The organism is Dorea sp. AM58-8 (assembly GCF_003464045.1).
GTDB lineage: Bacteria > Bacillota > Clostridia > Lachnospirales > Lachnospiraceae > Claveliimonas > Claveliimonas ammoniilytica.
The window spans coordinates 149,072-172,872 of sequence record NZ_QSDM01000002.1; the positions used below are offsets into that span (position 1 = coordinate 149,072).

The following is a 23,801-nucleotide window of genomic DNA, read 5'->3' on the forward strand; positions in this document are numbered from 1 at the left end:
GCTATACTTTAAATGACCGGTTCATGCATCAGCTTGCGTGCCTGTCTGGCCTGCCTGGCATAGACCAGCTGATATAAAATGCCATCCATTACCAGAGCAGCTGCTACATCTGTTACCGAATGCTGCTTCAGAAACATGGTAGAAAGCACAATGATAAATGAGAGGATTCCGGCGGCAATTCGGATGCCGTGTTTATCCTTTAGTGCCGGCGTACGGTTCAATGCCATGCACATACCTACGGAGAGGAATACATGCATGCTTGGCAATACATTGGTCGGCGTGTCTGTGGAGTAGACAATCTTTACAAGATCAACAAATACATTATCGTGAGCAAAGACGGTTGGGCGTAATGCCAGACCATTTGGAAATATTGTACAGATGATCAGGAAAATGGTCATGCCGCTGATCGCAAATCTGGCTGCCTGCAGGAATCCTTTTTTGTCTTTGAAAAAAAGAAAACATGCACCGACTGCAAGATATACGAACCACAGTAGATAAGGAACGATAAAATACTCCACAAATGGTATATAATCGTCCAGAGGTGAGTGGATCAGATAAAAATCAGCAGTCACATGGCGCTCTAGATATGTGAACCATGGCATGTAGATCAGTGCATATAACAGTACCCACGCATGATTATATTTTTTAAACAGTTCTTTTAACTTCTTCATGCAGATACACCCTTTCGATGTATATAGTATAAGATTAATATATTTCAAACCCATAGGATTATAACACGAAAAAATTGAATCAACAACCGACTTTACAAGGAATTAATAAAATCTTTTGAAACAGGACAGATGTAAGAACTCCGTATCCTTTGCGTTGATTTTGCATAAGTGACGTGTTACAATTGACTCAATATGTGATCCGATATGGATAGAAATAAAGAAATAAAAAAGCGAGGTATATAAAATGGCAAATCCAATCGTAACTTTTGAAATGGAAAATGGCGATATTATGAAAGCAGAACTGTATCCGGAGATTGCACCGAATACGGTCAATAACTTTATCTCATTGGTAAAGAAAGGATTCTATGATGGATTGATCTTTCACCGTGTCATTAATGGATTTATGATTCAGGGCGGATGCCCGGACGGAACCGGTATGGGTGGTCCGGGATACCAGATCAAGGGCGAGTTTTCTCAGAATGGCGTGAAGAACGACCTGCTTCACACAGAGGGTGTGTTGTCTATGGCACGAGCTATGCATCCGGATTCAGCAGGTTCCCAGTTCTTTATCATGCATAAGAACTCGCCGCATCTTGACGGACAGTATGCAGCATTTGGTAAGATTATTGAAGGTATGGACATTGTGAATAAGATTGCAACAGTACAGACAGATTTCAGAGATCGTCCGCTCCAGGAGCAGAAAATGAAAAAAGTAACAGTAGATACACAGGGAACTGAGTATCCGGAGCCGGAGAAGGCATAAGACTGTTACGTGAATAAAGAGAAGGAGGCTGAAACTATTATGAAGAAAATGGTTCAGACCGATGACCTGATATTTGAATATGCAAAGAGAGACGAAGAAGGCAATGTGATCGGCAGCTACCGCGCTATTGATCAGGTGAATCTGGAAGTGGAAGAGGGGCAATTTATTGCTGTGTTAGGGCATAATGGCTCCGGAAAATCGACGCTGGCGAAGCACCTGAATGCGATTCTGGTGCCGACAGAAGGTACAGTGTGGGTAGATGGAACGAATACCAGTGATCCGAATGAATTGTGGAATGTAAGGCAGTCAGCGGGGATGGTATTTCAGAATCCGGATAATCAGATCATCGGGACGGTGGTAGAAGAAGATGTGGGATTCGGACCAGAGAATTTGGGTGTGCCGACGGATGAGATCTGGCAGCGCGTGGAGGACAGCCTGAAAGCAGTCGGAATGATCAGCTACAGACATCATTCGCCGAATAAGCTGTCCGGCGGTCAGAAGCAGCGTGTAGCGATTGCGGGAGCATTGCCATGAAGCCGAGATGCATTGTGCTGGATGAACCGACTGCGATGCTGGATCCGAACGGACGAAAGGAAGTCCTTCGTACCGTAGAGGAACTGCGCAAAAAAGAGAAGGTTACGGTAATACTGATTACGCATTATATGGAAGAAGTGATTGATGCAGATAAAGTATTTGTCATGGATCACGGACATGTGGTAATGGAAGGAACACCGCGGGAGATATTTTCGCAGGTGGATACATTGAAAAAGTATCGGCTGGATGTGCCACAGGTGACCATACTTGCAGATGAATTGAAAAAACGCGGACTGGATATTCCAGCCGGGATTTTGAGGAAAGAAGAATTGGTAGAAGCGATATGTCGATTAAAATAGAACATTTGAATTATGTATATAGTGCAGGTACGGCGTATGAGAAACAGGCACTCAAAGATATCTGCCTGGAGATTCCACATGGGGAATTTGTAGGTGTGATCGGACATACGGGATCCGGTAAGTCTACGCTGATCCAACATCTGAATGGTCTGATCAGGGCTACGAGTGGAGCATTGTACTATAACGGAGAGAATATTTACGAAGACGGTTATAATATGAAAGCGCTTCGTAATCAGGTGGGACTGGTATTTCAGTATCCGGAGCATCAGCTGTTTGAGGTGGATGTGCTGTCGGATGTGTGCTTTGGACCGAAGAACCAGGGGCTTTCTAAGGAAGAATGCGAGAAGAGAGCCAGAGAGGCGCTGAAGCTTGTAGGCTTAAAGGAAAAGTACTATGATGCATCGCCGTTTGAACTGTCCGGCGGACAGAAGCGGAGAGTGGCAATCGCAGGCGTGCTTGCCATGGAACCGCAGGTGCTGATCTTGGATGAGCCGACCGCAGGACTTGATCCGAAAGGCCGTGATGAGATTTTGGATCAGATTGCATATCTTCATAAGAAAAGAAATCTGACGGTTATTCTGGTGTCCCATAGTATGGACGATATTGCAAAATATGCAGATCGCATTATTGTAATGAACCAGGGCGAAGTGATGTATAACGATGTGCCGAAAAAAGTATTTGCGCACTATAAAGAACTGGAACAGGTCGGACTTGCAGCGCCACAGGTGACTTATATCATGCATGAACTGAAAGCACATGGCCTGAATGTGAATACAGAGGCGACTACGATCGAAGAAGCTGCAGACAGTATTATGGAGGTGATGGCTCATGATTAGAGATATTACCATTGGACAATACTATCCGGCGAAAAGTGTACTGCACCGTCTGGATCCGAGAGTGAAGCTGGTGGCAACACTGTTGTATTTGATTTCGTTATTCTTATTTAAGAACATTCTGGGATATCTTGTGACGACAGTATTCCTGATAGCCATTATAAAGCTGTCAAAAGTGCCATTCCGCTATATCATGCGGGGTATGAAGCCGATTATGATGTTACTGTTGATCACGTTGTTGTTTAACCTTTTCCTTACGAGGGAAGGAGACGTGCTGTTCCATGCGTGGATTTTTACAATTACAGAAGGTGGTTTGCGTACAGCAATCCTGATGGCAATCCGCCTGGTGTATCTGATTACAGGGTCTTCATTGATGACGTTTACTACGACACCGAATGAACTGACAGACGGTATTGAGAGTCTGTTGAAGCCATTGAATAAGATTCATGTGCCAGTGCACGAGATTGCAATGATCATGTCGATTGCGCTGCGCTTTATCCCGATCCTGCTGGAAGAGACGGATAAGATTATGAAAGCACAGATTGCCAGAGGTGCAGATCTGGAAAGTGGTAATATGATCCAGAAGGCAAAGAGTATGGTGCCGATCCTGGTGCCGTTATTCGTATCTGCATTCCGAAGAGCCAACGATCTGGCCATGGCAATGGAAGCGAGATGCTACAGAGGTGGTGACGGACGTACCAAGATGAAGCCCCTTCATTATACTGGAGTTGATCGTACAGCGTATGTACTGGTGATCTTTTATGTGGCAGCAGTTGTAATAATAGGAAGATGTGTTCCTTTCCATGTATGGATTTTCTAAATGACCTGGGAGAGAACAGATATATGAAAAGAATCAAACTGACGGTAGCTTACGACGGAACCGCCTATTGTGGATGGCAGGTTCAGCCCAATGGAGTTACCATCGAAGAAATACTAAACCGGGAGATCAGCGGTCTGACAGGAGAAGAGATCCGGGTGATCGGAGCCAGCAGAACAGATTCGGGCGTGCATGCGCTTGGCAATGTTGCGGTATTTGACACAAAATGTTCGATTCCCGCTGAACGGTTTGCTTATGCTTTGAATCGGAGAATGCCGGAGGATATTGTAATTGTTCGATCTGAACAGGTGCCGGATGACTGGCATCCACGCTATCAGGATGTGATTACAAAGACATATGAGTATCACATTTACAATGCGTCTGTGCCGAATCCTATGAAACGGCGGACTTCTACATTTGTATCCTTTCCACTGGACATAGACCAGATGCGGAAAGGAGCATCTTATTTGATCGGAGAGCATGATTTTGTAAGCTTTTGCAATGTCAGAACGAATACGTCCGATACGGTCCGTACAGTGTATGATATTATGATCGATCAGAATGGCGAGGATATCTGTATCCGGATTACGGGAAATGGTTTCCTCTATAATATGGTCAGAATTATAGCCGGAACACTGATCCGTGTGGGGAGAGTTTTTACACACCAGAACGGGTGAAGGAAATCCTGGAAGCCGGAGAGCGTACGGAAGCCGGAGTGACGGCACCACCACAGGGGTTGGTGCTGGTAGAGATACGGTATGGTAATGAAAATGAATAATGTGTAGCGGATAGACTGTGTGAGAATGCACAGTCTATTTTATATTGATTTAAACCAAATTTTACATTTTGTTAAAGTTAACGTAGACTTCTGTAGAAAGTGATGGTATATTAAAAATTGACAAAGTAGGAATATTCATAGAATAGAAGGATAATAAAGCGGCTATGTTATATAGTCGGGGAGGACGTTATGGACATATTTTCGATGATGCTGTCACTGCTTAGTGGAGTTGCGTTATTCTTATTTGGTATGCAGCTTATGGGTGACGGACTGAAAATGGTTGCGGGAGACAAGCTTGAGTCGTTTCTCTATAAAATGACCAACACATCTCTGAAAGGAGTGGCACTTGGAGCCGGAGTGACATCGGTTATCCAGTCGTCATCAGCGACGACGGTTATGGTAGTCGGATTCGTTAACTCAGGTATGATGAAGCTGAGACAGGCAATCGGTATTATCATGGGTGCCAATATCGGTACCAGTATTACCGGATGGATTCTGTGTCTGTCTTATATTAACGGTTCCAGCGGAATTGCCAAGATCTTATCGACAGCAACGATCAGTGCGGTAGTAGCAATCGTTGGTATTGTTATGAAGATGGTATCCAAGAGAACCGTATACCGTAATGTGGGTAATATCATGCTTGGTTTTTCCATTCTGATGTTTGGTATGCAGACTATGAGTGGGGCTGTGGCACCGCTGAAGGAAAGCGAAGCATTTACAAATATGCTGACGATGTTTTCTAATCCGTTAGCAGGTATTCTGCTCGGTATTGCGTTTACCGCAATTTTGCAGAGTGCATCAGCAGCAGTTGGTATTCTGCAGGCATTGTCTGTGACCGGATCATTGACATTTGCGACTGCATTCCCGATCATACTGGGAATCGGTGTTGGTGCAGCCTGTCCGGTATTGATCTCTGCGATCGGTGCCAATAAGAACGGACAGAGAACAGCATTGGTATATCTGATCAATGACTTGTTTGGTATGGTGATCTGGGGAACTGTTTTTTATGTAAGTAATATATTTATACACTATCCATTCCTGGATATGACTATGAGTCCGGTTGCGATCGCGATTATTAATACCGCATTCCGTGCAGCAACTGTATGTGTACTGTTTGGATTTATTCCGAAGATTGAGAAGTTAGTATGTAAGCTGATCAAGGACAGCCCGGAGGATCTGGAGGACATGGCAGACAGCGCAGACTTTGATCTGTTGGAAGAACGTCTGCTTGCATATCCGGCTCTTGCTATCGGACAGTGCCGTCGTGTGCTGCGCGGCATGTCTAAGAATGTGCGTAAGAATGTTGGGCGTGCACTGGATCTGGTAGATGGATATGAACGTGAACGTTATAATAAAGTTCAGAGCAAGGAAGAACTGATTGATAAGTACGAGACGAAGATCGGCGAGTATCTGATGCAGCTTACCAAGCGTGAGATGAATACGGCACAGACCAGACAGGTGTCACTGTATCTGCATATCATCAGCGATCTGGAGCGTGTGGGCGATTATGCATCCAATGTTGCCAGAGTGACCAATGAGATCAATGAAAGTAATATTGAATTATCTAAAGAAGCCATTGAGGAACTGGATGTGATCATGGGAGCGGTTCGTGAGACAGTAAGCCTGACGGAGACGACTCTTCGAGAGCGTGAAGAAGAAGGGGCATACCGTGTCAGATCCCTGTCTTTGGTAGTAGCAGCGCTGGCAGAAGAGATGAAGATGCGTCACGTGACCAGATTGAGTCACGGAGACTGTGAACTGAGACAGGGTACAGCGTTTAATGAATTACTGAACAGCTTTGAACGTATTACAGCGCATTGTACCGGTGCGGTTACAGCAGTGATCAAGATGGAAGAGAATGATCCGGATATGCATATTCATTCATCTATCTGGATGAAGAACAGGATATGCAGACCAAGGAGAAAATGCTTGCACAGGTGAAGACACACAAACCGATTCTGGATGAGTACCGTAGGAAGTATAGTATTGATTAATTGATGGTGCATTGCCAGACGGTGAACGGAATAGAAGGTCTTGACAAGAGGCTGGAAATCAGTTAATCTTTTAAACAATAGTGGAAAAGCGAAGAAGAGAAAAAGTAACATTGCTTGCACCCATACAGAAAGTTGCCGGTTGATGAGAGGCGCATGAAGGAAAGTAGTGTGAATACATCTCGGAGCTGCACAACGAAAGAATCTCAGATAGATATGAAAAGGCAGAATCTGATGTGAGATTTAAGTAGACTGTGACGCTGGCGCACGTTACGCGCAGAAGCTGTGAATGCAGCCACAGAGGCTGTCAGTGTGAACTGATGGTGAATTAAGGTGGTAACACGGAGTATAGACCCGTCCTTATCGAGAGATAAGGATGGGTTATTTTATCTCAGTCGAGAAGACTCCACCTCTTCAGGAGGTGAGTAATAGCAAATTTGTCTCACGGACGTTCGACTTGAATAATAAAAAAAGGAGAAGATTATGGGTATTTATGAAGAACTTCAGGCGCGCGGACTGATCGCGCAGGTGACTGATGAAGAGAGAATCAGAGAACTGGTTAACAATGGAAAGGCAACATTTTATATTGGATTTGACCCGACGGCAGACAGTCTGCATGTAGGTCACTTCATGGAATTGTGCCTGATGAAGAGACTGCAGGAAGCAGGAAATAAGCCAATTGCATTGATCGGTGGCGGTACAGGATATATCGGAGATCCGTCTGGAAGATCTGATATGAGAAGCATGATGACGCCGGAGCAGATCCAGCACAATTGCGACTGCTTCAAGAAGCAGATGAGCAAGTTTATTGATTTTTCAGAAGGCAAGGCGCTGATGGTTAACAATGCTGACTGGCTTCTGGATCTGAACTATATCGATGTACTGCGCGAGATCGGACCACACTTCTCGGTTAATCGTATGCTGACAGCAGAGTGTTACAAGCAGAGAATGGAAAAGGGACTCAGCTTCCTGGAGTTTAACTACATGATCATGCAGGCATATGACTTCTATGAGCTGTTCCAGAATTGCGGATGTAACCTGGAGTTCGGTGGTGACGACCAGTGGAGTAATATGCTGGCAGGTACGGAACTGATCCGCCGTAAGCTTGGCAAGGATGCGAGCGCGATGACCATTACGCTGCTTCTGAATTCAGAAGGCAAGAAGATGGGCAAGACACAGAGCGGCGCTGTGTGGCTTGATCCAGAGAAGACATCTCCGTTTGAGTTTTATCAGTACTGGAGAAATGTAGGAGACGCTGACGTGCTCAAATGTATCCGCATGCTGACATTCCTTCCGTTGGAAGAGATTGACAAGATGGACAGCTGGGAAGGTGCGCAGCTTAATACAGCAAAAGAGATTCTGGCTTACGAGCTGACAAAACTGGTGCACGGCGAAGAAGAAGCTGAGAAGGCACAGGCAGCAGCGAAAGCATTGTTCAGTCAGGGGGCAGCAGCAGACATGCCAACAACAGAACTGACACCAGAGGATCTGACGGACGGAAGCATCGATATCCTGGGTATTCTTGTAAAGAGTAGCTTGGTTCCATCAAGAGCAGAAGCACGACGTGCTGTACAGCAGGGCGGTGTAACTGTTGAAGGTGAGAAAGTCGGAGATATCAAGACTTCTTATACAGCAGATACATTGGGAAAAGGTTTGGTAGTAAAGAAAGGCAAGAAGAACTTCCGTAAAGTAGTAATGAAATAAGATGCCAGTGAAAAGTGCGGAGTGATCCGCAGGCATCTGCTGATATATGTATGAAATGAGGCTGTGATTAATCAAACACTTTTGATTAGTAATCAAAACGAATGATTAGTCACAGCCTCGTATTATATATAGTTGTCCACAACAGATATGTTTTTAGAATTTCAGATAATTGACACTGTAAGGTGCCATGTCAAATTGTCCGTTCAACGTTATCGCATTACCACTTAAAAGTTCTGTTGCCGTGCCATTCAGATCACCATGGTAAGCAGTGTAATGATCACTGGATGCATTAATTGCTACCAGAATCCGTTCTTTTTCAGAAGCGCGTTCAAAGATTAACTGATGGTTGGTCAGAACTACATTGCGGTAACTGCCATTGCATAGACCATCACTCGATTGCCGTATGGCAATCAGCTTCTCGATAAATTCTGTCAGTTCATTTGGCTTTGGTGCATCAAAACACGGTCGCAGTGCATAATCATTGTCTGGTGCTTTTGTACCTTCTTCACCCCATTCACTGCCATAATAGAGACATGGAATGCCAGGCATACCCATTAACAGACCATAAGCCGGGCGTATATGTTCTTTGTTCGTCAGAATGGAAGCGAGTCGGGTGACATCATGGTTGTCTACAAAGTTCATCAGATGCTTGCCGCGGTAAATGCACCATGGGTCCGGACCATATTGGCGGTGCAGTGAATGTGCGATCTCGAACATGTTCATAGAATTGAAACTGGAGTAGATGCCCTTGTAGCATTCGTAGTTGGTGCAGCTGTGCAGCATTTCATCATTCACGATCAGATTATAATCACCGAATAAAACTTCTCCGATCAGTGCAAAGTCTGGTTTGAGTTCGTTGGTAAAATGTCGGAGACTGCGCATAAAGTTATGATCTAGGCTGTACGCTACATCCAGACGAAGCCCGTCAATATCAAATTCCTCGATCCATCCGCGCACGCAGTCCAACAGATAATCGGTCACGGTCGAATTCTGAAGGTTCAGCTTCACCAACTCATAATGCCCTTCCCAGCCTTCGTACCAGAAGCCATCGTCGTAGCAGCTGTTGCCGTCAAAGCTGATGTGAAACCAGTCTTTGTATGGAGAATCCCATTTCTTTTCCTGCACATCGCGGAATGCCCAGAATCCTCGTCCTACATGATTGAATACGCCGTCCAGCACGATGCGGATACCATGCTCATGAAGTGTGCGGCAGACATCTGCAAAATCTTTATTCGTGCCAAGGCGACAGTCAATCGTACGGAAGTCTCTGGTGTCGTAGCCATGATTGTCTGAATCAAAGATCGGATTCAGCAGGATGGCATCAACACCAAGTTCTTTTAAATAATCAGCCCATTCTCCAATCTTGAGGATGCGAGAAACGCAGATGCCGTCATTGGCATATGGCGCACCGCAGAAGCCAATCGGATAGATCTGATAAAATACACTATTATAAGCCCACATATAATAACCTCTTTTTGTATGTTGTAATTGTTCAGAACTCACCCCACATATTCGAGTTCCCTTGAAATACGAAAAATTGCTACTTTCATGCAAGCATGACGTATCAGTTTTTTTGTATTTCAGAGGAGTTCTGAATAGTTGCCGTATGTTTAATAAATGACTAAGGAGTTTACACGCTTCAGCTCTGCAAGAGTTGTTTTATCTGAGATGCTAAGTTCAGCCCGGAGCGTGTCGTCCATAGGCAGCGGATTCAGCGAAAAAATCACTTTGGTCGCGTAAGGATTACGCAGTGACTGCGATAAGGCAATCAGCAGTCCGGTTGTTGTATTCTTTAAAGAAAATGTCGCTTTGGCGCAGATGGACAAGTCATCACTTTCGTTATATGGATTCTTGCAGTAGATATTGGTGATGAAGTCGTGAACAAACATAGTTCCTTTGTAAATGTACTGCGCATCAGTATAATTATATTCGTCAGCGACATCGTAGTAAAGAATGATGTCATCGTAATCGTGTTCCGGATTCGCCTGTACTTCCAGTACACAAGGGTAAATCTTGCGGTCAATTGCAAAATACTGATACATATAGAAGATATTGGAACGCTTGAAAAAACTGCGCTCGTCTGTTTTCTCAAGCCGTGGCTTGCCGGGAGCCTGGTAATCCGTCAGCTGATTTACCGATACATTCAATGCATCTGCAATTTCAAACAATGTAGCTACATTTAATGCAAGTCGGCCGTTCTCGTATTTCGAAATGGTAGATGTGCTTACATGGAGCTTGCGTGCCAGAGTATCGATGGTCATATGCTGTCTGGTGCGATACATACGGATTCTCTGGGCAACGTGTTCCGCCGGCGTATGCACAGTATTGATTGCCATATAATCACTTCCTTAGTATATAGATATTTACAATATTTTTCCTTAACAGATAGACTGCTACAATAACTAATATACCATATATTTCCAAAAAGGAAAGATTTTTTTGAAATTACTAAGACAATAATAGACTGATGTGCAGTATTTTCTAAAAATACAATCTTTCTTTCTGAATTAGACAAAAAAGTCTTAAAAGTTTCCATAGAGGAAAAAATCACCGGTTTGATAAATATGAACCTGAATGATAATCTTTTATCAAGATAAATACTGAGTTGCGCATAAGTATTTCTTATATCAGGATAAGTAGTTTAACAGGAGACCGGAGAGAAAGGGTGATTATATGGAAACACGTGGTTATAAACAAAATCGAGTTGTCATCATGTTAGTTGCATTGGCTGGAATGAGTGTGTATCTGCTTCCATACTTCCGTTACTATTATTACGATGCGTATGTTTCGTATTTTGGAATCAACGATCTGCAGATGGGAACACTGGGAAGCATCTATGGAGTGCTTGCAATCGTAGGATATTGTCTGGGCGGTTGGGTAGCTGACCGGGTATCTCTGAAGCTTGCGATATCTGGATCCTTGGTAGTAACAGGACTCGGAGCGTTCGTGCTTCTTCTGAAACCGGCATTTCCGATTCATGTAGGAATCTATGCATTATGGGGTGTTACCTCTATTATGACATTCTGGAATCCGTGTATGAAAGCACTGCGGGCACTGTCAAAAGCAAGTGAGCAGGGACGAGGCTATGCGTTGTTTGATATGACAAGAGGAATCTTGAACTTCCTTTCAGGACTTGTGATTCTGGCAGCATTTACCGCTGTTACGAAAAAAGTCGGCGAAGCAAACGGCATGACAGGGCTGATTCTCTTTTATGGTATTGAAGCAATCGTAGTAGGTGTGGCTGTATACTTTGCATTGCTGAAATGCCTCCCGAAGTCACTGGATTCTAATACAGAGAAGGATACAAGCTTTGGAAAGAATGTATTGAAAGCGTTGAAAATGCCGACTACATGGTGTGTAATCGTGATCATGTTCATGACGTATGGAGTTATCATTACATATAACTATGTAGTGCCGTATTGTACAGCAGCATTTGGAATGTCTGCAGCACTGGCAGCGATTATGGGGTATGCGGCAAATGGATTCCGCTTTGTGGGATGTGCGATCGGTGGACAGATCGCCGACAGAAAAGGTCTTTCAACCATGATGCTGGCAGATGTTATTCTGATGATCGTAGGAGTTGCCGGTATTCTGTATACACCGCGTTCTATGAAATTTATGTGGATGTTGATCATCAGTATAGCATTGTTGTGTATGTTCATGTACAGTGCACAGGCATTACACTATGCGGTTCTGGAAGAAGGCGAATATCCGGTAGAAATCATGGGTGCAGTTACATTTATCATCTCTCCTCTTGGATACAGCGCAGAAAGCATTATGCCATTGTACAATGGCTGGTGTCTGAATCATTTCTCAGGACTGGAAGGATACGAGATGATCTTCAAGACCTTTATTGGTATGCTGTGCATCGCAATTGTAGCGATCATCATTTTCCGTAAGCTGACCAAAGAACGACGGATGGAACTGGCTGAGATGAGAAAGAAAGGCGAAGAAGCAAGTTAAACAGTATATATAGAAAATGGACATACATAATGGTAAAAGAATACAAAAGGAGGTAGCAGACTATGATGAACAAAGAAAGATTTGCAAGAGTTGTGGAAGAGATGAAGCGGCAGGGACTTACGCAGATACTGATTGCAGATGATCCGGCCATCTTCTGGCTGACAGGACGCATTGTGAATCCAATGGAACGTTGCGGAGCAATTCTTCTGAAGGATGACGGAGAAGTACATGCATTTATGAATAATCTGTTTTGCTTTGAGCCGATTGATGGCATGACAATGCACTATTATGCAGATGGAGAGAATCCATATAAGTTGATTGCAGATGAGCTGGCTCCGGGAAAGGTTGGATTTGATAAAAATTGGGCTTCCAAGCATACGATTTCTGTACTGAAAGAACGTGATGATATTATTCCGGTACTTGGTTCTGATCCAATCGACGTTTGCAAATCACACAAAGATGAAGCGGAAAAAGAAGCACTTCGGCATGCGGCTAATATTAATGACATGGCAGTAGAGTTTGGAATTAAGCATATTGATCCGAGTCTTGATGAGTTGACACTGTCCAACATGATCGAAGAATTCTTTGAAGAGCATGGTGCGGTTCAGGACATGCAGTTACAGTATGTATGCTATGGAAAAAATGCAGCAGAGCCACATCACGGAGCAGTTGCCGGAGAAATGCTGAAAGAGGGAGATGCAGTATTATTTGATCTCTGGGCACCGATTAATAATTACTGGTGTGATATGACACGTACAGTATTCTATAAGAGCTGCAGTGAAGAGCACCGCAAAGTATATGAGATTGTAAAAGCGGCACAGCAGGCAGCAATAGATTTCGTAAAGCCTGGAGTGAAAATGTCGGATGTAGATGCAGTGGCACGTAAAGTCATTACAGATGCCGGCTATGGAGAGTATTTTCTGACCCGAACCGGACATGGCGTGGGCATGACTGTTCATGAACCGCCGGAGGCCAGCCCATCCTGTGATCTGATCGCAGAGCCTGGAATGTGTTTCTCCATCGAACCGGGAATCTATCTGAAAGATGATGTGGAGTCCGGATCGAAGATCTGGTTATAGTAACAGAGGATGGATGTGAGGTGCTGACGAAGTATCCAAAAGATCTTCAGATCGTAGGAAATGATTAATTGTGGAAAAAGGTGATAACTTAAGAACAGTTACGTTAAAGGTTTATTAGCTTAATATAGGAAAGACCTGCCTCTCATCTGGTCAGAAGAGTGGCAGGTCTTTTCTGTGCGTAGATAGTACCACAAAATATACGGAAAAAGCTTGACATGCAAAAAAACGTATAATATAATAAATCAGTATGACGATGGGAGAAACAGAATGCTCTCCAAAGCCCCGGAAGCATCTGATTTCGATAGAGTTAATTGTTAAATAAGCAATGTAATGAATCACAGGAGGGAAACCAATGAAAACTTATATGGCTAATCCAGATAAGATTGAAAGAAAATGGTATGTAGTTGATGCAACAGATTGCACATTAGGACGTCTGGCATCAGAAGTAGCAAAGGTTTTAAGAGGAAAGAACAAACCGGAATTCACACCGCATGTTGATACAGGTGACTATGTAATCGTAGTTAACGCTGAAAAAGTTAAAGTAACTGGTAAGAAACTGAGCCAGAAGGTATATTACAATCACTCTGACTATGTTGGAGGAATGAAAGAGACTACTCTGGCAGAGATGATGGATAAGAAACCAGAGCGCGTTATCGAGCTGGCAGTTAAGGGAATGCTTCCAAAGGGACCTCTCGGAAGATCTATGATCAAGAAGCTTCATGTATATGCAGGACCGGAGCACGAGCAGCAGGCTCAGAAGCCGGTTGAACTGAAATTTTAATTAGGAAGGTCGAAAGGAGGATATAACAGTGGCTACAGCAAAATTCTACGGAACAGGAAGAAGAAAAAAATCAATCGCAAGAGTATATCTTGTACCTGGAACAGGTAAGATTACAATTAATAAAAGAGATATCGATGAGTATCTTGGACTTGAAACTCTGAAAGTTATCGTTCGTCAGCCATTAGTACTGACAGATACAGAAGGTAAATTCGATGTAATCGTTAACGTAAAGGGTGGCGGTTACACAGGACAGGCAGGAGCAATCCGCCATGGTATTTCAAGAGCACTTCTTGAGGCAGATGCTGATTACAGACCAGTGCTTAAGAAAGCCGGATTCCTGACACGTGATCCACGTATGAAAGAACGTAAGAAATACGGTCTTAAAGCAGCTCGTCGTGCTCCACAGTTCAGCAAGCGATAATTCAACCGAATATCGAAAAAGAGCAACAAACCCCGAAAATCCAGTATTTTCGGGGTTTTCTTTATATTCTGAAAATCTATCAAACATCCTCAAAACACACGAAAATGTTCCGGTAACTAACAGGTAACACACAGGTAACTAACACGAAAAAAGGTGTCCTCCGTAGGACTTTGCGTGTCCTCCGTAGGCAGAAAAAAAGACGGTATCAACCGCCTTTTTCAGTGCAATGGTCTATGATGCAAGACCGGACATCCTTTTTCGTGCGACAGTGGCAGGAATAACCATCCTTGAATATGATGTCATATCCGTCGTGCATGTTTCCAGTGATTCCGGAAATCATTTCTCTGTTCCTCTCTGCAATCTGCATCGTGTCAAACATTCCGCACTGGTCTTTTCTGACGAGGTCTTGCAGATACGCATTGACAGACATTCCCTTGTCATTAGCAAGAGATTTGATAATACTTTTCATTCCTTTAGGAACTTTCAACTCTATTCGTTCATAGCGTTCCCTATCAAAAGCCTGTTTATATTCTTTTCTATCCATCGGTACACCTCCATCAAATCAAATTGATTGCCTCAAGTTTGGTCGGGAGTTCAATGTGGGTGTAGACGTTTTCGGTCACACCCTGTCCTTTATGCCCGACAATTTTCTTGATGAATCTCTCGTCAACTTCCTTTTCAGTGAGGAGAGAGATGCAGGTGTGTCTTGTATCATGCGGGCGGTGTCCGTCATAGACAGGTTCTTTTTTCGTTTCATCAATGACGAATTTCCCGAAACCGAACTCAAGCATCAGAGGAATCCAGTAAGAATCATAATAATTCCGGTACTGAAAAGGTTCGTCGTCGGGTGTACAAATCAGATGGTCACATTTCCGGTTCATCCAGTATTCAAAGAATGGCACAATCTTTTCAGCAATTGGAACTTCTCTGATTCCTGCCTCTGTTTTGGATTCTTTCACATAGAACCATCGTTCATCAAGATGGATGTCCTTTTTCTCAAGGTCGAGGAGTTCCCCGATACGGACACCGGAATAAATCATAATAAGGATGACGGTCACATATATGTTTGAATCCTTGCATTTCCACAGAATAGAAATCTCTTTCTTTGAAAAAGGTTTCCGGTTGTATGCGTTCGGATTTCCCGCCTTGCTTATATCGACGTATCTGACCATGTCTCTTTTATCTTGAGACACTATCTCGTGAATGACAGCATAGTCGTACATGAGACCCCACAGGATTTTCAAGGTTTTAAGTGTGGGAGTATTTTTGCCGGAACTATCGACGACACCTTGCAGGTGATCCAGTTTGATGTCAACAAATCTCATTTTCCACAGGGGTTTCGATGTGTTAAATGCAGCCTTATAACCATTCGTGTCCTTGATTTTTTCAAAATGGATTTCTGACCAATTCTCATATACTTCCTCGAAAGTAATAGTTGCATGGTGTAAATCAAAGGGGTCTTTATTGTATTCTGCTAATGCAGTGAGAGCCTCTTTGCGTGTCGGGTAATATCCGACGGTTATATATAATTGTTTTGATTTTCCGGTTATAGGGTCAATTTCCCACCCTTTTGTCTTTTTTGCTACATAGGGATTTCGTCGGTTTCCGGATAATTTATAGACCGACCCGAACCCGTTCGGTAGTTTCATTCAATCACCATCCTAAAAAAGAGTATAAAAAATAAAACCAATGCAAAAAGCACGGTTTATGATAGAATGGTGTTTGCAGGAACATTCTGTCAGTGCTTTTTGCAGGAGCATGAGACGGAGGTTTCACAAGGACGATTCGTGTTGCAGCACGGGTCGTCTTTTTTGTTACGATTTTTTATATTTTCGTCCGACAATGATGGACAATACACCTCCGGCAATCGCAGCAGCACCGCCAAGCGGAGCAATTAACAATAAAACAAGACCGACGAGGATAAGCAAAGCACCGATAACGGTGAACATTACACTATATACACGATTTGTCTTGATTGATTCTGCGTTTTGAACAGGAGCAGAAACAGAATCATCGACCATTGCAGCGATCGGGGATTCGTTCTGACTGAAATCCGGAGCAGAATCATATATGTCTATATTGATAACACATCCATATTTCAGACCGGAATCACCTCCGGTGATGTCATCAACAGAAACAGCAAAATAACAATCTTTATATTTCTGATAGATTGTCGCAGCCAATTCTTTCGAGACATGTCCGATGCAGTTTCCGAGAGCATCCGTCACAGCATAGGCGGGTTCGTTTTCGTATTCATGATAATTCAGCAACAGAGCCTCTCCAACAGACAAGCCGGAAATGATGTCCTGCCTGCTTGTTCCGTCATCATTATCAAATGACACACCGACAACTCTCGTTGTCATGCTTTTCAAAAGTTCACTCATGAAAACACCTCCATTCTACAAGTGAATAACGCATACTGTACTCTTTTCATTGTGAAAGGAGGTGGACAGTATGCAAATTCGTTTGTGGGAAATGAGAACCGCAAAAGGTCTCACATTGATGGAGTTGGCGAAGAAATCCGGAATCGGAAAATCGACGCTCAACAACATCGAAAACGGTAAGGTGTCACCGACATTGTTTCAACTGAAACGATAGCGATTGCACTGGAGGTCAGAATCACAGACCTGTTTGAATCCGAGTACAAATAAAATTATTATAGCATGATGTGACGAATGGTCGTCCGTTCGGGGAGATATTTCCACAATTATGGAAATGATGTCCGATTTTTCCACAATCATGGAAAAATGTGCTATTCTGTACTACGGAAAGGGGTGGTGTTCCCTTGCATTACAAAGAGACTATCATTGAGTTAGTCGGTAAGATACAAAGCGAAAAAGTCCTCAAGAGGATATATAAATTCGTTTTATATCTGTACACCCATGAGACTGGCAGTTGAAAAAGACTGTCAGTCTTTTTTTATTTCACGCAGGTATTTCATCGAATCGTCCTCCGACAAGATTTTGCGTCCGAGCAAATAACCGGAAAGACTACACAAACGCTGAACCTGTTCCTCGTCATCAAGCATGTTAAACATTTCAAGCAAAATCAACTCTCGACGAGTGAGAGAATATAATTCAGATGCTTTTTTCATCATTTCTCCTCTCTCAATGAAATGTAATAATCAACAAGTCTGTCAAATGCCTTGATGTCATCATCCGAGGCATACAAGAGCATTTTTATCATATTTTTGCGGGTCTCATTTTCACCCACCATGATGCGGTCGATTCTTTCAAAAAAGTCATCGTCGGTCTCAACGAACATTTCTCCCTCTCCAGTGGTCAACCACATATAATCTACACCAAACTCTCGACAAATGGATTTTGTCATCTGTTCAGTGAGACTACGTTCACCCTTTTCAAGACGAGAAATTGCGGTTTTGGTCACACCAAGTTTTTCACCGAATTTTTCAAGGGTAAGACCGAGCGAATTTCGCACATCTTTGATGCGTTCACCCTGCGTCATATCGAATCACCTCCTTTGTTTTGCATAAAGCATAACACGGTAACTGACAAAAATCAATAAAAAAGTAACCATAGGCAACAAAAAAGTATTGACAAGGTGGACACAGGTCACTATAATGTAACCAAAGGCAACAGAAAGCAGGAAAGAATGGGTGAAGCGATAGGGCTACACGCAAGTGACATGGTGGTCAGGCTGCCGGATAGCAGATAGAGCGTGTGAAGAATAAACATGACCCGTCAAAGTAGTTGAAGAAAACAGGAACGGTAGGGCAAGAAAGCACAGTGTACCGCACTATTTGAAGAAAGCGGACAGGCTGAACCAATCAGCACTTTACCCCTATTCCAAGAAACCGTTAAGTGGAAGAATCAACCGAGCGAGAGGACACAGCACTGTTGCCCTTTTATAAGAATAGGAGGAATGGAAATGGAAAAAGAAAGATACTTGAAATATGTGAAAATCTGCGAGAGAGCAGAAAGAATGAAAATTGACACAGGTGATCGCATGGGAGCACTGATGGACATCGAGAGTGCAGACAAGAAATTCAACATGAGACTGGATGACTGGTTGCAAGCAGATGATTTCAATTTCGCACATGACTATTGTGGTATTCAAAACAATATAAAACGAGGAGAATTTCCGGCAACGGATTTCGGATTTTTTCTCCCAAGATTCGCAGGTACACACTAAAAGCCGAAACGGGGCAGCAGTCGCCCCGTCAGCGTCCGGATGGCGACCGACGCTCTGACGATGGCAAGCCGAAAGACAGCGTCGGAATACCGTGAGAAACATGGCAGCGGGTGAACTTGCTAAAAGGTTCATAGTTGGATGACAGGTTTTCGGTGACTTTTTAAGGCGAAAAGACACAACACGGTAAATTCAGCCGGAACAGAGGCGAGGTCATGAACAGACCGAGAGAGCCTCCACAGGAGGAAACAGGATGCAGGAAATGAAATATTTCAACGAGGGAAATGATTGCGACATCTGCAAAAACCAACTCATGACAGGACGAGACGGAACGGTCGAGGATTGCCGGAGGAGACAGAATGGGTTGTCATGCAGATTCGAGGAGCGTGACATTCGGACATGTCCGGTGTGCGAACATGAGGTTGATCGTGAGGATATGTATTTCACAAAGGATTGTCATGGAATCCCGTTCAGACTGGTGTGTGACAGATGCTATCAGAGAATCATGTCAAAAGGATATGACGGGGAATATTACACAGAGGCAGACGAACAGATTGAGGACGACTATTGAGAGCCGAAACGGGCAGCAGTCGCCCGTCTGTGTGGGATGACCGCCCACGCATTGACAAGGCAGGTCAGAACAGGAGGTCAGACGGATGGAAGTCGGACGTATATTGCCAACCGAGGCAGCAGTCATATTGAATGTATCACCGCAATTCATCCGAATAGCGATGCAGCAAGGGAAACTCCCTATCGGAACAGCGGTGCAGATGTCATCAATATGGACTTATCACATTTCGGAGAAACTGCTTGCAGATTATTCCGGAAAAGACATACAGGCAGAACTTGAGAGAATCAGAGGAAAGAGAGGAGCGTGACATATATGTCAAAGGATGAAAGAAAAGAAATGATTGAGAATATCGCAGAGCGGTTCACACAGATGGATGACGTTGACAAGTCCTATATTGCCGGATATATGGCAGGAAAACAGGAGGAACGTCAGAAATGGGAGCAGCAGGGAAAGACAGCGGTTGCAACAGCGTGAGGATGACTTGTGTTTGATACGGAGGGGGCGATTTACGAGGAATACACCTAAAAAATGAATATGCAGAGCATGAGAAAAAAGAGCAAAAAGAAAGGAGACCGTTGCAGCGGTCTCCCGTTTAGCAGTCTGTGTCAGACGCTTAAAACACTAAAAATATTATAGCAAATCTGACACCATATTGCAAGCATGAAAAAGCGGGAAAACCCCGTAGTTTCAAAGGGTTTTAGACCCTTTTGACGACCTTGTGATGGATAGTAACAAGTCGTTGAAAAGTATATATAAGGGCAGCAGGAGGAACGGTGTCAGAATGGCAAAGAGAAAGAAAGGGATGACGTTCATCCCGTATGACTATGAGGCAGCATATAACAAGAGCCTTGAGGATATGCACGAGTTCTTTGTTGAGCAGATGTTCAAGCAAGGGAAAAAGGTTGTATATGCACTCAAGGAGATACGAGCAGGAGACCAGTTCGAGGTTGAGATATATCCACAGTTCAAGAAAATGGATGAAGTACCTCCGGAGGGTCGGAGTATCAAAAAGGACAATGACAAGGCTCAAAGGAATCTGAATGACAAGAACGCAAGGAAATATGTGGAGCGTCTTATCAATGAGAATTTCACGGACAGGGATTTGTGGCTCACGTTTACATATGACAATGAGCATCTCCCTCCGGACGGAGACATCGACGCAGCAATCAAGAACGTGCAGAAATTCATCCGACGGGTGAATTATCAGAGAAAGAAAAGGGGTCTCCCGAACGCAAGATATGTCTATGTGACCGCCTACAATCCGACAGAGGAAATCCGGTGGCATCATCACATTGTCATGGATGGCGACATGGACATGGATGTGGTTGAGGGATGTTGGAAACAGAGCAGCAGGAACGAGGTTCGGAGACTGCAAAAGGACGAGAACGGTTTGACAGGAATGGCAAAGTATATCGTCGAGGAAAAGAACAGGGTGAAATCGGAGAAACGGTGGAACTCCTCACAGGGATTGAGAGACCACGACATCAAGGTGGTTCATTCCAAGAGACCGACAGCAAAAGCCGGAGGATATAAGAAAATCGGAACATACGTCGAGACCATGAGAAAAGGACATGAGCAGGTTCGTGAGCAGATGTTGAAATGGTATCCGGATTTTGATTTTACAGATGCGGGAATCTATTACAACGATTTCAACTCAATGTTCTACATACGGGCGAGAATGAGGAAACGGAGGCAGCAATGAAAGCAAAAAGAAAGAGAAGAATGAGCAGGAGGAGACGGGAACGGACATATATTGCGGTGATGGTATTACTGGCGATCGCTGTGAGCATAGGTCTGACACGCTCTGTCATGCGAGATGACAAGGAATTTGAGGAGCATGAGCAGCAGTCGCAGGAGTTCAATGCACGGATGCAGAGAATCGACGAGAAAAGAGAGGCATCCGGACAAAATGCAATGCTTGAGCAGGTGCGAACATGGCAGCAGGAGCAGGACACAGAACCGGACAAGTATGCAGTATTTGACACCATGTCGGCAGACTGGGGAGGCGAGGAGGATGGATTCGTGCTCTATGAGATACCGGAGGAATACAGTCGGACAGGTGGCTATTTTCCGGAAAAGATGCAGGTATATACATATTGCGTCTGCAAGCAGTACGGGGTCAGATATGACCTTGTGGTAGCTCTGATTGAGAAAGAATCCGGATATAAATTCGACAAGGTTGGTGATGATGGTCATTCTATCGGGTACATGCAGATATATGAGGAGTGCCACAGAGACAGGATGGAGCGTCTGAACGTCACAGACCTCACGAACCCATATCAGAACGTACTCGTCGGGATTGATTACCTGTCGGAACTGATTGAGAGATACGGAACGATTCAAGATGCACTTGCAGCGTATAACTACGGGGAGCAGGGAGCAAAACAACATCTATGGAAAAACGGAATCTATGTGTATGAGTACAATCAGACCATCATGAGCCGGATGAAAGAAATCGAGGAGGAACTGGAGCAAGATGCAGGTGATTGAGAGGATTCTGCACATGTTGAGGGTCAAGGATTGCAGACATGTGTGTCTGTTCTGCGAATATTATGACATGTGCAAGCAGGAGATAGGCAGCAGGAAAGAGGTGAAAGAGAATGAACATGAGATATGCAATGAGAAGTGAGGACACGGAGCAAATCAATGTCGTGTCATGGGCGAACTGGAACATGAACCGCTATCCGGAATTGAAATGGCTGCACCATGTACCGAACGGAGGCAGCAGGAACAAGCAGGAGGCGGTGAAACTCAAACAGATGGGTGTCAAGGCGGGAGTGAGCGACCTTTGCTTGCCATATCCGAAAGGAATTTATTGCGGACTATACATCGAGATGAAGTTCGGAGACAACAGGCAGCAGGTATCACAGAAAGAGTTCCTCAAAGACATGGCAGAGGCAGGTCATTTCGTGGCGACCTGCTACTCCGCAGAGGAGGCAATCGAGGTCATCAAGAAATATTTATCTCTCAATAGTTGGAGGATGAACGATGTCATGATTGTGATGGGGCGAGCGAGTGGAAAGCAGGACGCAATCGAAAAGATGGTCATGGATATACCGAACAACAGCATCCTCAAGAATGGGGAAATCAAAGAGAGCAAACCGAGAAAGAAATGAGGAGGTGCAGCAGGATGACGGTCAAGGATGTTATGACGTTGCTTGAAAGTCCGGACAGGGTTCGGGTCATCAAGGACGGTGAGGAGATATACAACCAGTATTTCGCAAACATGGAGGTCGACAAGGACATTGTCGCACAGATAGGAGATGCAGAGGTCAAGAGATTCCGAGCAATTCCGGAGATCACTCACAGGAAATACAAGGAACGGGGTCTCATTGCACCGATGAAACCGGAGGAAACACCGGACTATTCTTTCAGAGATTTGCAGTTGTGTATATACCACACAATCACGATATAGCGGGGAGGTGAGGACATGAGGAAAATCATCATTGTGGCAGCAGTCGTTGTCATAGCACTGGGAGCAGGGTTCACATATACACTCTACAAGGTGGGCGAGGGGATGCACCTGCACCGCTGCGGATGGAGACAGCCGGACGACAGAGGTTTCATGTAACAGGTAACAAGAGGATAACAGGAGGAACAGAAAAAAATGAAAATTATTGCAGTTATGTCACCGAAAGGTGGAATCGGAAAGACAACGACATCGGATGCAATCGCCTACATGTTGGGAGAGGAGCAGGAGAAACGTGTTCTCATTCTCGACGGAGACCCACAGGGCGATACATCCAAGACATTCGAGGCATACGAGCCGGAGGGAACAGGAATGAGTGAACTGCTTGAGCGTCATGTGAGCGTAGGCGGGTCATACCGGACAACGGACTTGATAAGACCCACACAGTACAGTCACATTGACATCATTCCTGCAAACGGGTATCTCATGCAGACAGACATGAAACTGCTGCTCAAGCAGGAGGCAAATCAAGTCACGAGGCTGCGGGATGCACTGGAGGAAATATCCGAGGCATACGACTATTGCATTTGTGATTGTGGTCGTCTGCTTGATATGGTGGTCATCAACATTCTACTGGCAGCAGAACTCGTCATTGCACCCGTAAAGGTCGGAGGATATGAAAACGAGGCGATTCACAACTTGCAGGAGCAGGTTGACGACCTGCGGGAAATCAATCCGGAACTCCGAATCAAAGGTCTTGTGACCATGAGACAGAAAAACAAGACATCACTGGATTTCGAGGAGTGGATGAAAACCAGTTCCGGATTTGACATGTTCGTCACACCGATTCGTCGGTCGATTGTAGCGGAAAAGGCATCCATGAGAATGGCAGTCCTCCCACAGTTTTCAAAGAACTGCATCGTGTCACAGGACTATCGCAATGTGGTTCATGAGTTACTCAAGGAAATGGAGGGGTGA

The 23,801-nt window shown here is 44.3% G+C and carries 28 protein-coding genes, 2 pseudogenes and 1 other annotated feature; of the genes and pseudogenes, 22 read left to right on the forward strand and 8 right to left on the reverse strand.

The features are described 5' to 3' along the window. Nucleotides 1–8 precede the first annotated feature (8 nt). The gene (locus DXA18_RS02420; protein ID WP_118382527.1) at nt 9–671 is read right to left on the reverse strand and encodes a phosphatase PAP2 family protein; all 663 of its coding nucleotides are present in this window, start codon (nt 669–671) and stop codon (nt 9–11) included. 244 nt (nt 672–915) lie between these two features. Here DXA18_RS02420 and DXA18_RS02425 point away from each other — a divergent pair, with 244 nt between their 5' ends. The 7 genes and pseudogenes from DXA18_RS02425 (at nt 916) to tyrS (ending at nt 8,450) form a co-directional block, all read left to right on the forward strand. Further along, nucleotides 916–1,434: a peptidylprolyl isomerase gene (locus tag DXA18_RS02425; RefSeq protein WP_118382528.1), complete on the forward strand. Its 519-nt coding sequence runs from the start codon at nt 916–918 to the stop codon at nt 1,432–1,434. A gap of 48 nt (nt 1,435–1,482) precedes the next feature. Then, a pseudogene (locus DXA18_RS17260) lies at nt 1,483–2,327 on the forward strand (energy-coupling factor transporter ATPase). Further along, nucleotides 2,312–3,163, forward strand: a complete 852-nt coding sequence (locus DXA18_RS02435; protein WP_118382529.1) for an energy-coupling factor transporter ATPase — start codon at nt 2,312–2,314, stop codon at nt 3,161–3,163. Before DXA18_RS17260 ends, DXA18_RS02435 begins: the two are co-directional and overlap by 16 nt. Further along, nucleotides 3,156–3,980, forward strand: coding sequence for an energy-coupling factor transporter transmembrane component T family protein (locus DXA18_RS02440; RefSeq protein WP_118382530.1), 825 nt, complete (start codon nt 3,156–3,158; stop codon nt 3,978–3,980). Before DXA18_RS02435 ends, DXA18_RS02440 begins: the two co-directional genes overlap by 8 nt. Nucleotides 3,981–4,003: 23 nt before the next feature. Beyond that, nucleotides 4,004–4,755 (forward strand): annotated as a pseudogene (truA, locus tag DXA18_RS02445) (tRNA pseudouridine(38-40) synthase TruA). A 189-nt stretch (nt 4,756–4,944) separates the two neighbouring features. Continuing rightward, entirely contained in the window at nt 4,945–6,696 is a 1,752-nt protein-coding gene (locus tag DXA18_RS02450; RefSeq protein ID WP_118382531.1) for a Na/Pi cotransporter family protein, read from the forward strand. Nucleotides 6,697–6,831: 135 nt separating this feature from the next. Continuing rightward, nucleotides 6,832–7,111, forward strand: a binding site (T-box leader). A gap of 118 nt (nt 7,112–7,229) precedes the next feature. After that, nucleotides 7,230–8,450 (forward strand): tyrosine--tRNA ligase, encoded by a 1,221-nt coding sequence (gene tyrS / locus DXA18_RS02455; protein WP_118382532.1) that lies wholly within the window; start codon nt 7,230–7,232, stop codon nt 8,448–8,450. A 153-nt stretch (nt 8,451–8,603) separates the two neighbouring features. Here tyrS and DXA18_RS02460 read toward each other — a convergent pair whose 3' ends face one another. Both DXA18_RS02460 and DXA18_RS02465 read right to left on the reverse strand, forming a co-directional pair. After that, nucleotides 8,604–9,911 carry an alpha-amylase family glycosyl hydrolase gene (locus tag DXA18_RS02460; RefSeq protein WP_118382533.1) on the reverse strand — a complete coding sequence of 436 codons (1,308 nt, stop codon included), beginning with the start codon at nt 9,909–9,911 and terminating at the stop codon, nt 8,604–8,606. Nucleotides 9,912–10,060: 149 nt separating this feature from the next. Next, nucleotides 10,061–10,786 (reverse strand): helix-turn-helix domain-containing protein, encoded by a 726-nt coding sequence (locus DXA18_RS02465; protein WP_118382534.1) that lies wholly within the window; start codon nt 10,784–10,786, stop codon nt 10,061–10,063. Between the two features lie 337 nt (nt 10,787–11,123). Here DXA18_RS02465 and DXA18_RS02470 point away from each other — a divergent pair, with 337 nt between their 5' ends. From DXA18_RS02470 to rpsI, 4 genes are all read left to right on the forward strand, one after another. Beyond that, nucleotides 11,124–12,413 carry an MFS transporter gene (locus DXA18_RS02470; protein WP_118382535.1) on the forward strand — a complete coding sequence of 430 codons (1,290 nt, stop codon included), beginning with the start codon at nt 11,124–11,126 and terminating at the stop codon, nt 12,411–12,413. 62 nt (nt 12,414–12,475) lie between these two features. After that, nucleotides 12,476–13,492, forward strand: coding sequence for a M24 family metallopeptidase (locus DXA18_RS02475; RefSeq protein WP_118382536.1), 1,017 nt, complete (start codon nt 12,476–12,478; stop codon nt 13,490–13,492). 352 nt (nt 13,493–13,844) lie between these two features. Beyond that, entirely contained in the window at nt 13,845–14,273 is a 429-nt protein-coding gene (gene rplM / locus DXA18_RS02480) for a 50S ribosomal protein L13 (protein ID WP_118382537.1), read from the forward strand. Nucleotides 14,274–14,301: 28 nt separating this feature from the next. Then, nucleotides 14,302–14,694, forward strand: coding sequence for a 30S ribosomal protein S9 (gene rpsI, locus DXA18_RS02485; protein ID WP_118382538.1), 393 nt, complete (start codon nt 14,302–14,304; stop codon nt 14,692–14,694). Nucleotides 14,695–14,899: 205 nt separating this feature from the next. Here rpsI and DXA18_RS02490 read toward each other — a convergent pair whose 3' ends face one another. From DXA18_RS02490 to DXA18_RS02500, 3 genes are all read right to left on the reverse strand, one after another. Next, nucleotides 14,900–15,238, reverse strand: coding sequence for a hypothetical protein (locus tag DXA18_RS02490; protein ID WP_003506114.1), 339 nt, complete (start codon nt 15,236–15,238; stop codon nt 14,900–14,902). 13 nt (nt 15,239–15,251) lie between these two features. Then, nucleotides 15,252–16,343, reverse strand: coding sequence for a tyrosine-type recombinase/integrase (locus tag DXA18_RS02495; RefSeq protein ID WP_118382539.1), 1,092 nt, complete (start codon nt 16,341–16,343; stop codon nt 15,252–15,254). Nucleotides 16,344–16,508: 165 nt separating this feature from the next. Further along, a complete protein-coding gene (locus tag DXA18_RS02500) occupies nt 16,509–17,078 on the reverse strand; it encodes a hypothetical protein (RefSeq protein ID WP_118382540.1) in 570 nt (189 codons plus the stop codon). Between the two features lie 70 nt (nt 17,079–17,148). Here DXA18_RS02500 and DXA18_RS02505 point away from each other — a divergent pair, with 70 nt between their 5' ends. Further along, on the forward strand, nt 17,149–17,292 hold the full coding sequence (locus tag DXA18_RS02505) for a helix-turn-helix domain-containing protein (RefSeq protein ID WP_243006999.1): 144 nt from the start codon (nt 17,149–17,151) through the stop codon (nt 17,290–17,292). 310 nt (nt 17,293–17,602) lie between these two features. On the opposite strand, the gene DXA18_RS02510 is transcribed toward DXA18_RS02505, so the two are convergent. Further along, the gene (locus DXA18_RS02510) at nt 17,603–17,791 is read right to left on the reverse strand and encodes a hypothetical protein (RefSeq protein ID WP_141711045.1); all 189 of its coding nucleotides are present in this window, start codon (nt 17,789–17,791) and stop codon (nt 17,603–17,605) included. After that, nucleotides 17,788–18,159: a helix-turn-helix domain-containing protein gene (locus DXA18_RS02515; protein ID WP_118382541.1), complete on the reverse strand. Its 372-nt coding sequence runs from the start codon at nt 18,157–18,159 to the stop codon at nt 17,788–17,790. The genes DXA18_RS02510 and DXA18_RS02515 overlap by 4 nt, the downstream gene beginning before the upstream one ends. A 423-nt stretch (nt 18,160–18,582) precedes the next feature. Here DXA18_RS02515 and DXA18_RS02520 point away from each other — a divergent pair, with 423 nt between their 5' ends. The 10 genes from DXA18_RS02520 (at nt 18,583) to DXA18_RS02555 (ending at nt 23,801) form a co-directional block, all read left to right on the forward strand. Next, complete coding sequence (locus DXA18_RS02520; protein ID WP_069424308.1) at nt 18,583–18,846, forward strand: DUF6874 family protein; 264 nt, start codon at nt 18,583–18,585, stop codon at nt 18,844–18,846. Between the two features lie 250 nt (nt 18,847–19,096). Then, the gene (locus tag DXA18_RS02525; RefSeq protein ID WP_004605244.1) at nt 19,097–19,414 is read left to right on the forward strand and encodes a hypothetical protein; all 318 of its coding nucleotides are present in this window, start codon (nt 19,097–19,099) and stop codon (nt 19,412–19,414) included. An 85-nt stretch (nt 19,415–19,499) separates the two neighbouring features. After that, on the forward strand, nt 19,500–19,721 hold the full coding sequence (locus tag DXA18_RS02530; protein WP_003506129.1) for a hypothetical protein: 222 nt from the start codon (nt 19,500–19,502) through the stop codon (nt 19,719–19,721). Nucleotides 19,722–19,726: 5 nt separating this feature from the next. After that, nucleotides 19,727–19,888 (forward strand): hypothetical protein, encoded by a 162-nt coding sequence (locus DXA18_RS15755; RefSeq protein WP_003506130.1) that lies wholly within the window; start codon nt 19,727–19,729, stop codon nt 19,886–19,888. Nucleotides 19,889–20,195: 307 nt separating this feature from the next. Next, a complete protein-coding gene (locus tag DXA18_RS02535) occupies nt 20,196–21,116 on the forward strand; it encodes a rolling circle replication-associated protein (protein WP_118382542.1) in 921 nt (306 codons plus the stop codon). Beyond that, on the forward strand, nt 21,113–21,904 hold the full coding sequence (locus DXA18_RS02540; protein WP_118382543.1) for a lytic transglycosylase domain-containing protein: 792 nt from the start codon (nt 21,113–21,115) through the stop codon (nt 21,902–21,904). Before DXA18_RS02535 ends, DXA18_RS02540 begins: the two co-directional genes overlap by 4 nt. Before the next feature lie 110 nt (nt 21,905–22,014). Continuing rightward, nucleotides 22,015–22,530, forward strand: a complete 516-nt coding sequence (locus DXA18_RS02545; protein WP_069424306.1) for a VRR-NUC domain-containing protein — start codon at nt 22,015–22,017, stop codon at nt 22,528–22,530. A gap of 14 nt (nt 22,531–22,544) precedes the next feature. Further along, complete coding sequence (locus DXA18_RS02550) at nt 22,545–22,829, forward strand: hypothetical protein (protein WP_069424305.1); 285 nt, start codon at nt 22,545–22,547, stop codon at nt 22,827–22,829. Nucleotides 22,830–22,844: 15 nt separating this feature from the next. Next, the gene (locus DXA18_RS15590) at nt 22,845–22,985 is read left to right on the forward strand and encodes a hypothetical protein (protein ID WP_004605252.1); all 141 of its coding nucleotides are present in this window, start codon (nt 22,845–22,847) and stop codon (nt 22,983–22,985) included. A gap of 36 nt (nt 22,986–23,021) precedes the next feature. After that, nucleotides 23,022–23,801, forward strand: coding sequence for a ParA family protein (locus DXA18_RS02555; RefSeq protein ID WP_069424304.1), 780 nt, complete (start codon nt 23,022–23,024; stop codon nt 23,799–23,801).

Bases quoted from the DNA above. Each gene is read 5' to 3' on its own strand.
- DXA18_RS02450 (WP_118382531.1), top strand. From the start codon at position 4,945: ATGGACATATTTTCGATGATGCTGTCACTGCTTAGTGGAGTTGCGTTA.
- DXA18_RS02545 (WP_069424306.1), top strand. From the start codon at position 22,015: ATGAACATGAGATATGCAATGAGAAGTGAGGACACGGAGCAAATCAAT.
- DXA18_RS02530 (WP_003506129.1), top strand. From the start codon at position 19,500: ATGGAAGTCGGACGTATATTGCCAACCGAGGCAGCAGTCATATTGAAT.
- DXA18_RS02490 (WP_003506114.1), bottom strand. From the start codon at position 15,238: ATGGATAGAAAAGAATATAAACAGGCTTTTGATAGGGAACGCTATGAA.
- DXA18_RS15755 (WP_003506130.1), top strand. From the start codon at position 19,727: ATGTCAAAGGATGAAAGAAAAGAAATGATTGAGAATATCGCAGAGCGG.
- rplM (WP_118382537.1), top strand. From the start codon at position 13,845: ATGAAAACTTATATGGCTAATCCAGATAAGATTGAAAGAAAATGGTAT.
- DXA18_RS02500 (WP_118382540.1), bottom strand. From the start codon at position 17,078: ATGAGTGAACTTTTGAAAAGCATGACAACGAGAGTTGTCGGTGTGTCA.
- tyrS (WP_118382532.1), top strand. From the start codon at position 7,230: ATGGGTATTTATGAAGAACTTCAGGCGCGCGGACTGATCGCGCAGGTG.
- DXA18_RS02425 (WP_118382528.1), top strand. From the start codon at position 916: ATGGCAAATCCAATCGTAACTTTTGAAATGGAAAATGGCGATATTATG.
- DXA18_RS02495 (WP_118382539.1), bottom strand. From the start codon at position 16,343: ATGAAACTACCGAACGGGTTCGGGTCGGTCTATAAATTATCCGGAAAC.
- DXA18_RS02515 (WP_118382541.1), bottom strand. From the start codon at position 18,159: ATGACGCAGGGTGAACGCATCAAAGATGTGCGAAATTCGCTCGGTCTT.
- DXA18_RS02465 (WP_118382534.1), bottom strand. From the start codon at position 10,786: ATGGCAATCAATACTGTGCATACGCCGGCGGAACACGTTGCCCAGAGA.
- DXA18_RS02525 (WP_004605244.1), top strand. From the start codon at position 19,097: ATGCAGGAAATGAAATATTTCAACGAGGGAAATGATTGCGACATCTGC.
- DXA18_RS02550 (WP_069424305.1), top strand. From the start codon at position 22,545: ATGACGGTCAAGGATGTTATGACGTTGCTTGAAAGTCCGGACAGGGTT.
- DXA18_RS02440 (WP_118382530.1), top strand. From the start codon at position 3,156: ATGATTAGAGATATTACCATTGGACAATACTATCCGGCGAAAAGTGTA.
- DXA18_RS02555 (WP_069424304.1), top strand. From the start codon at position 23,022: ATGAAAATTATTGCAGTTATGTCACCGAAAGGTGGAATCGGAAAGACA.
- DXA18_RS02460 (WP_118382533.1), bottom strand. From the start codon at position 9,911: ATGTGGGCTTATAATAGTGTATTTTATCAGATCTATCCGATTGGCTTC.
- DXA18_RS02535 (WP_118382542.1), top strand. From the start codon at position 20,196: ATGGCAAAGAGAAAGAAAGGGATGACGTTCATCCCGTATGACTATGAG.
- DXA18_RS02505 (WP_243006999.1), top strand. From the start codon at position 17,149: ATGCAAATTCGTTTGTGGGAAATGAGAACCGCAAAAGGTCTCACATTG.
- DXA18_RS02470 (WP_118382535.1), top strand. From the start codon at position 11,124: ATGGAAACACGTGGTTATAAACAAAATCGAGTTGTCATCATGTTAGTT.
- DXA18_RS02420 (WP_118382527.1), bottom strand. From the start codon at position 671: ATGAAGAAGTTAAAAGAACTGTTTAAAAAATATAATCATGCGTGGGTA.
- DXA18_RS02475 (WP_118382536.1), top strand. From the start codon at position 12,476: ATGATGAACAAAGAAAGATTTGCAAGAGTTGTGGAAGAGATGAAGCGG.
- DXA18_RS15590 (WP_004605252.1), top strand. From the start codon at position 22,845: ATGAGGAAAATCATCATTGTGGCAGCAGTCGTTGTCATAGCACTGGGA.
- DXA18_RS02520 (WP_069424308.1), top strand. From the start codon at position 18,583: ATGGAAAAAGAAAGATACTTGAAATATGTGAAAATCTGCGAGAGAGCA.
- DXA18_RS02540 (WP_118382543.1), top strand. From the start codon at position 21,113: ATGAAAGCAAAAAGAAAGAGAAGAATGAGCAGGAGGAGACGGGAACGG.
- DXA18_RS02510 (WP_141711045.1), bottom strand. From the start codon at position 17,791: ATGATGAAAAAAGCATCTGAATTATATTCTCTCACTCGTCGAGAGTTG.
- DXA18_RS02435 (WP_118382529.1), top strand. From the start codon at position 2,312: ATGTCGATTAAAATAGAACATTTGAATTATGTATATAGTGCAGGTACG.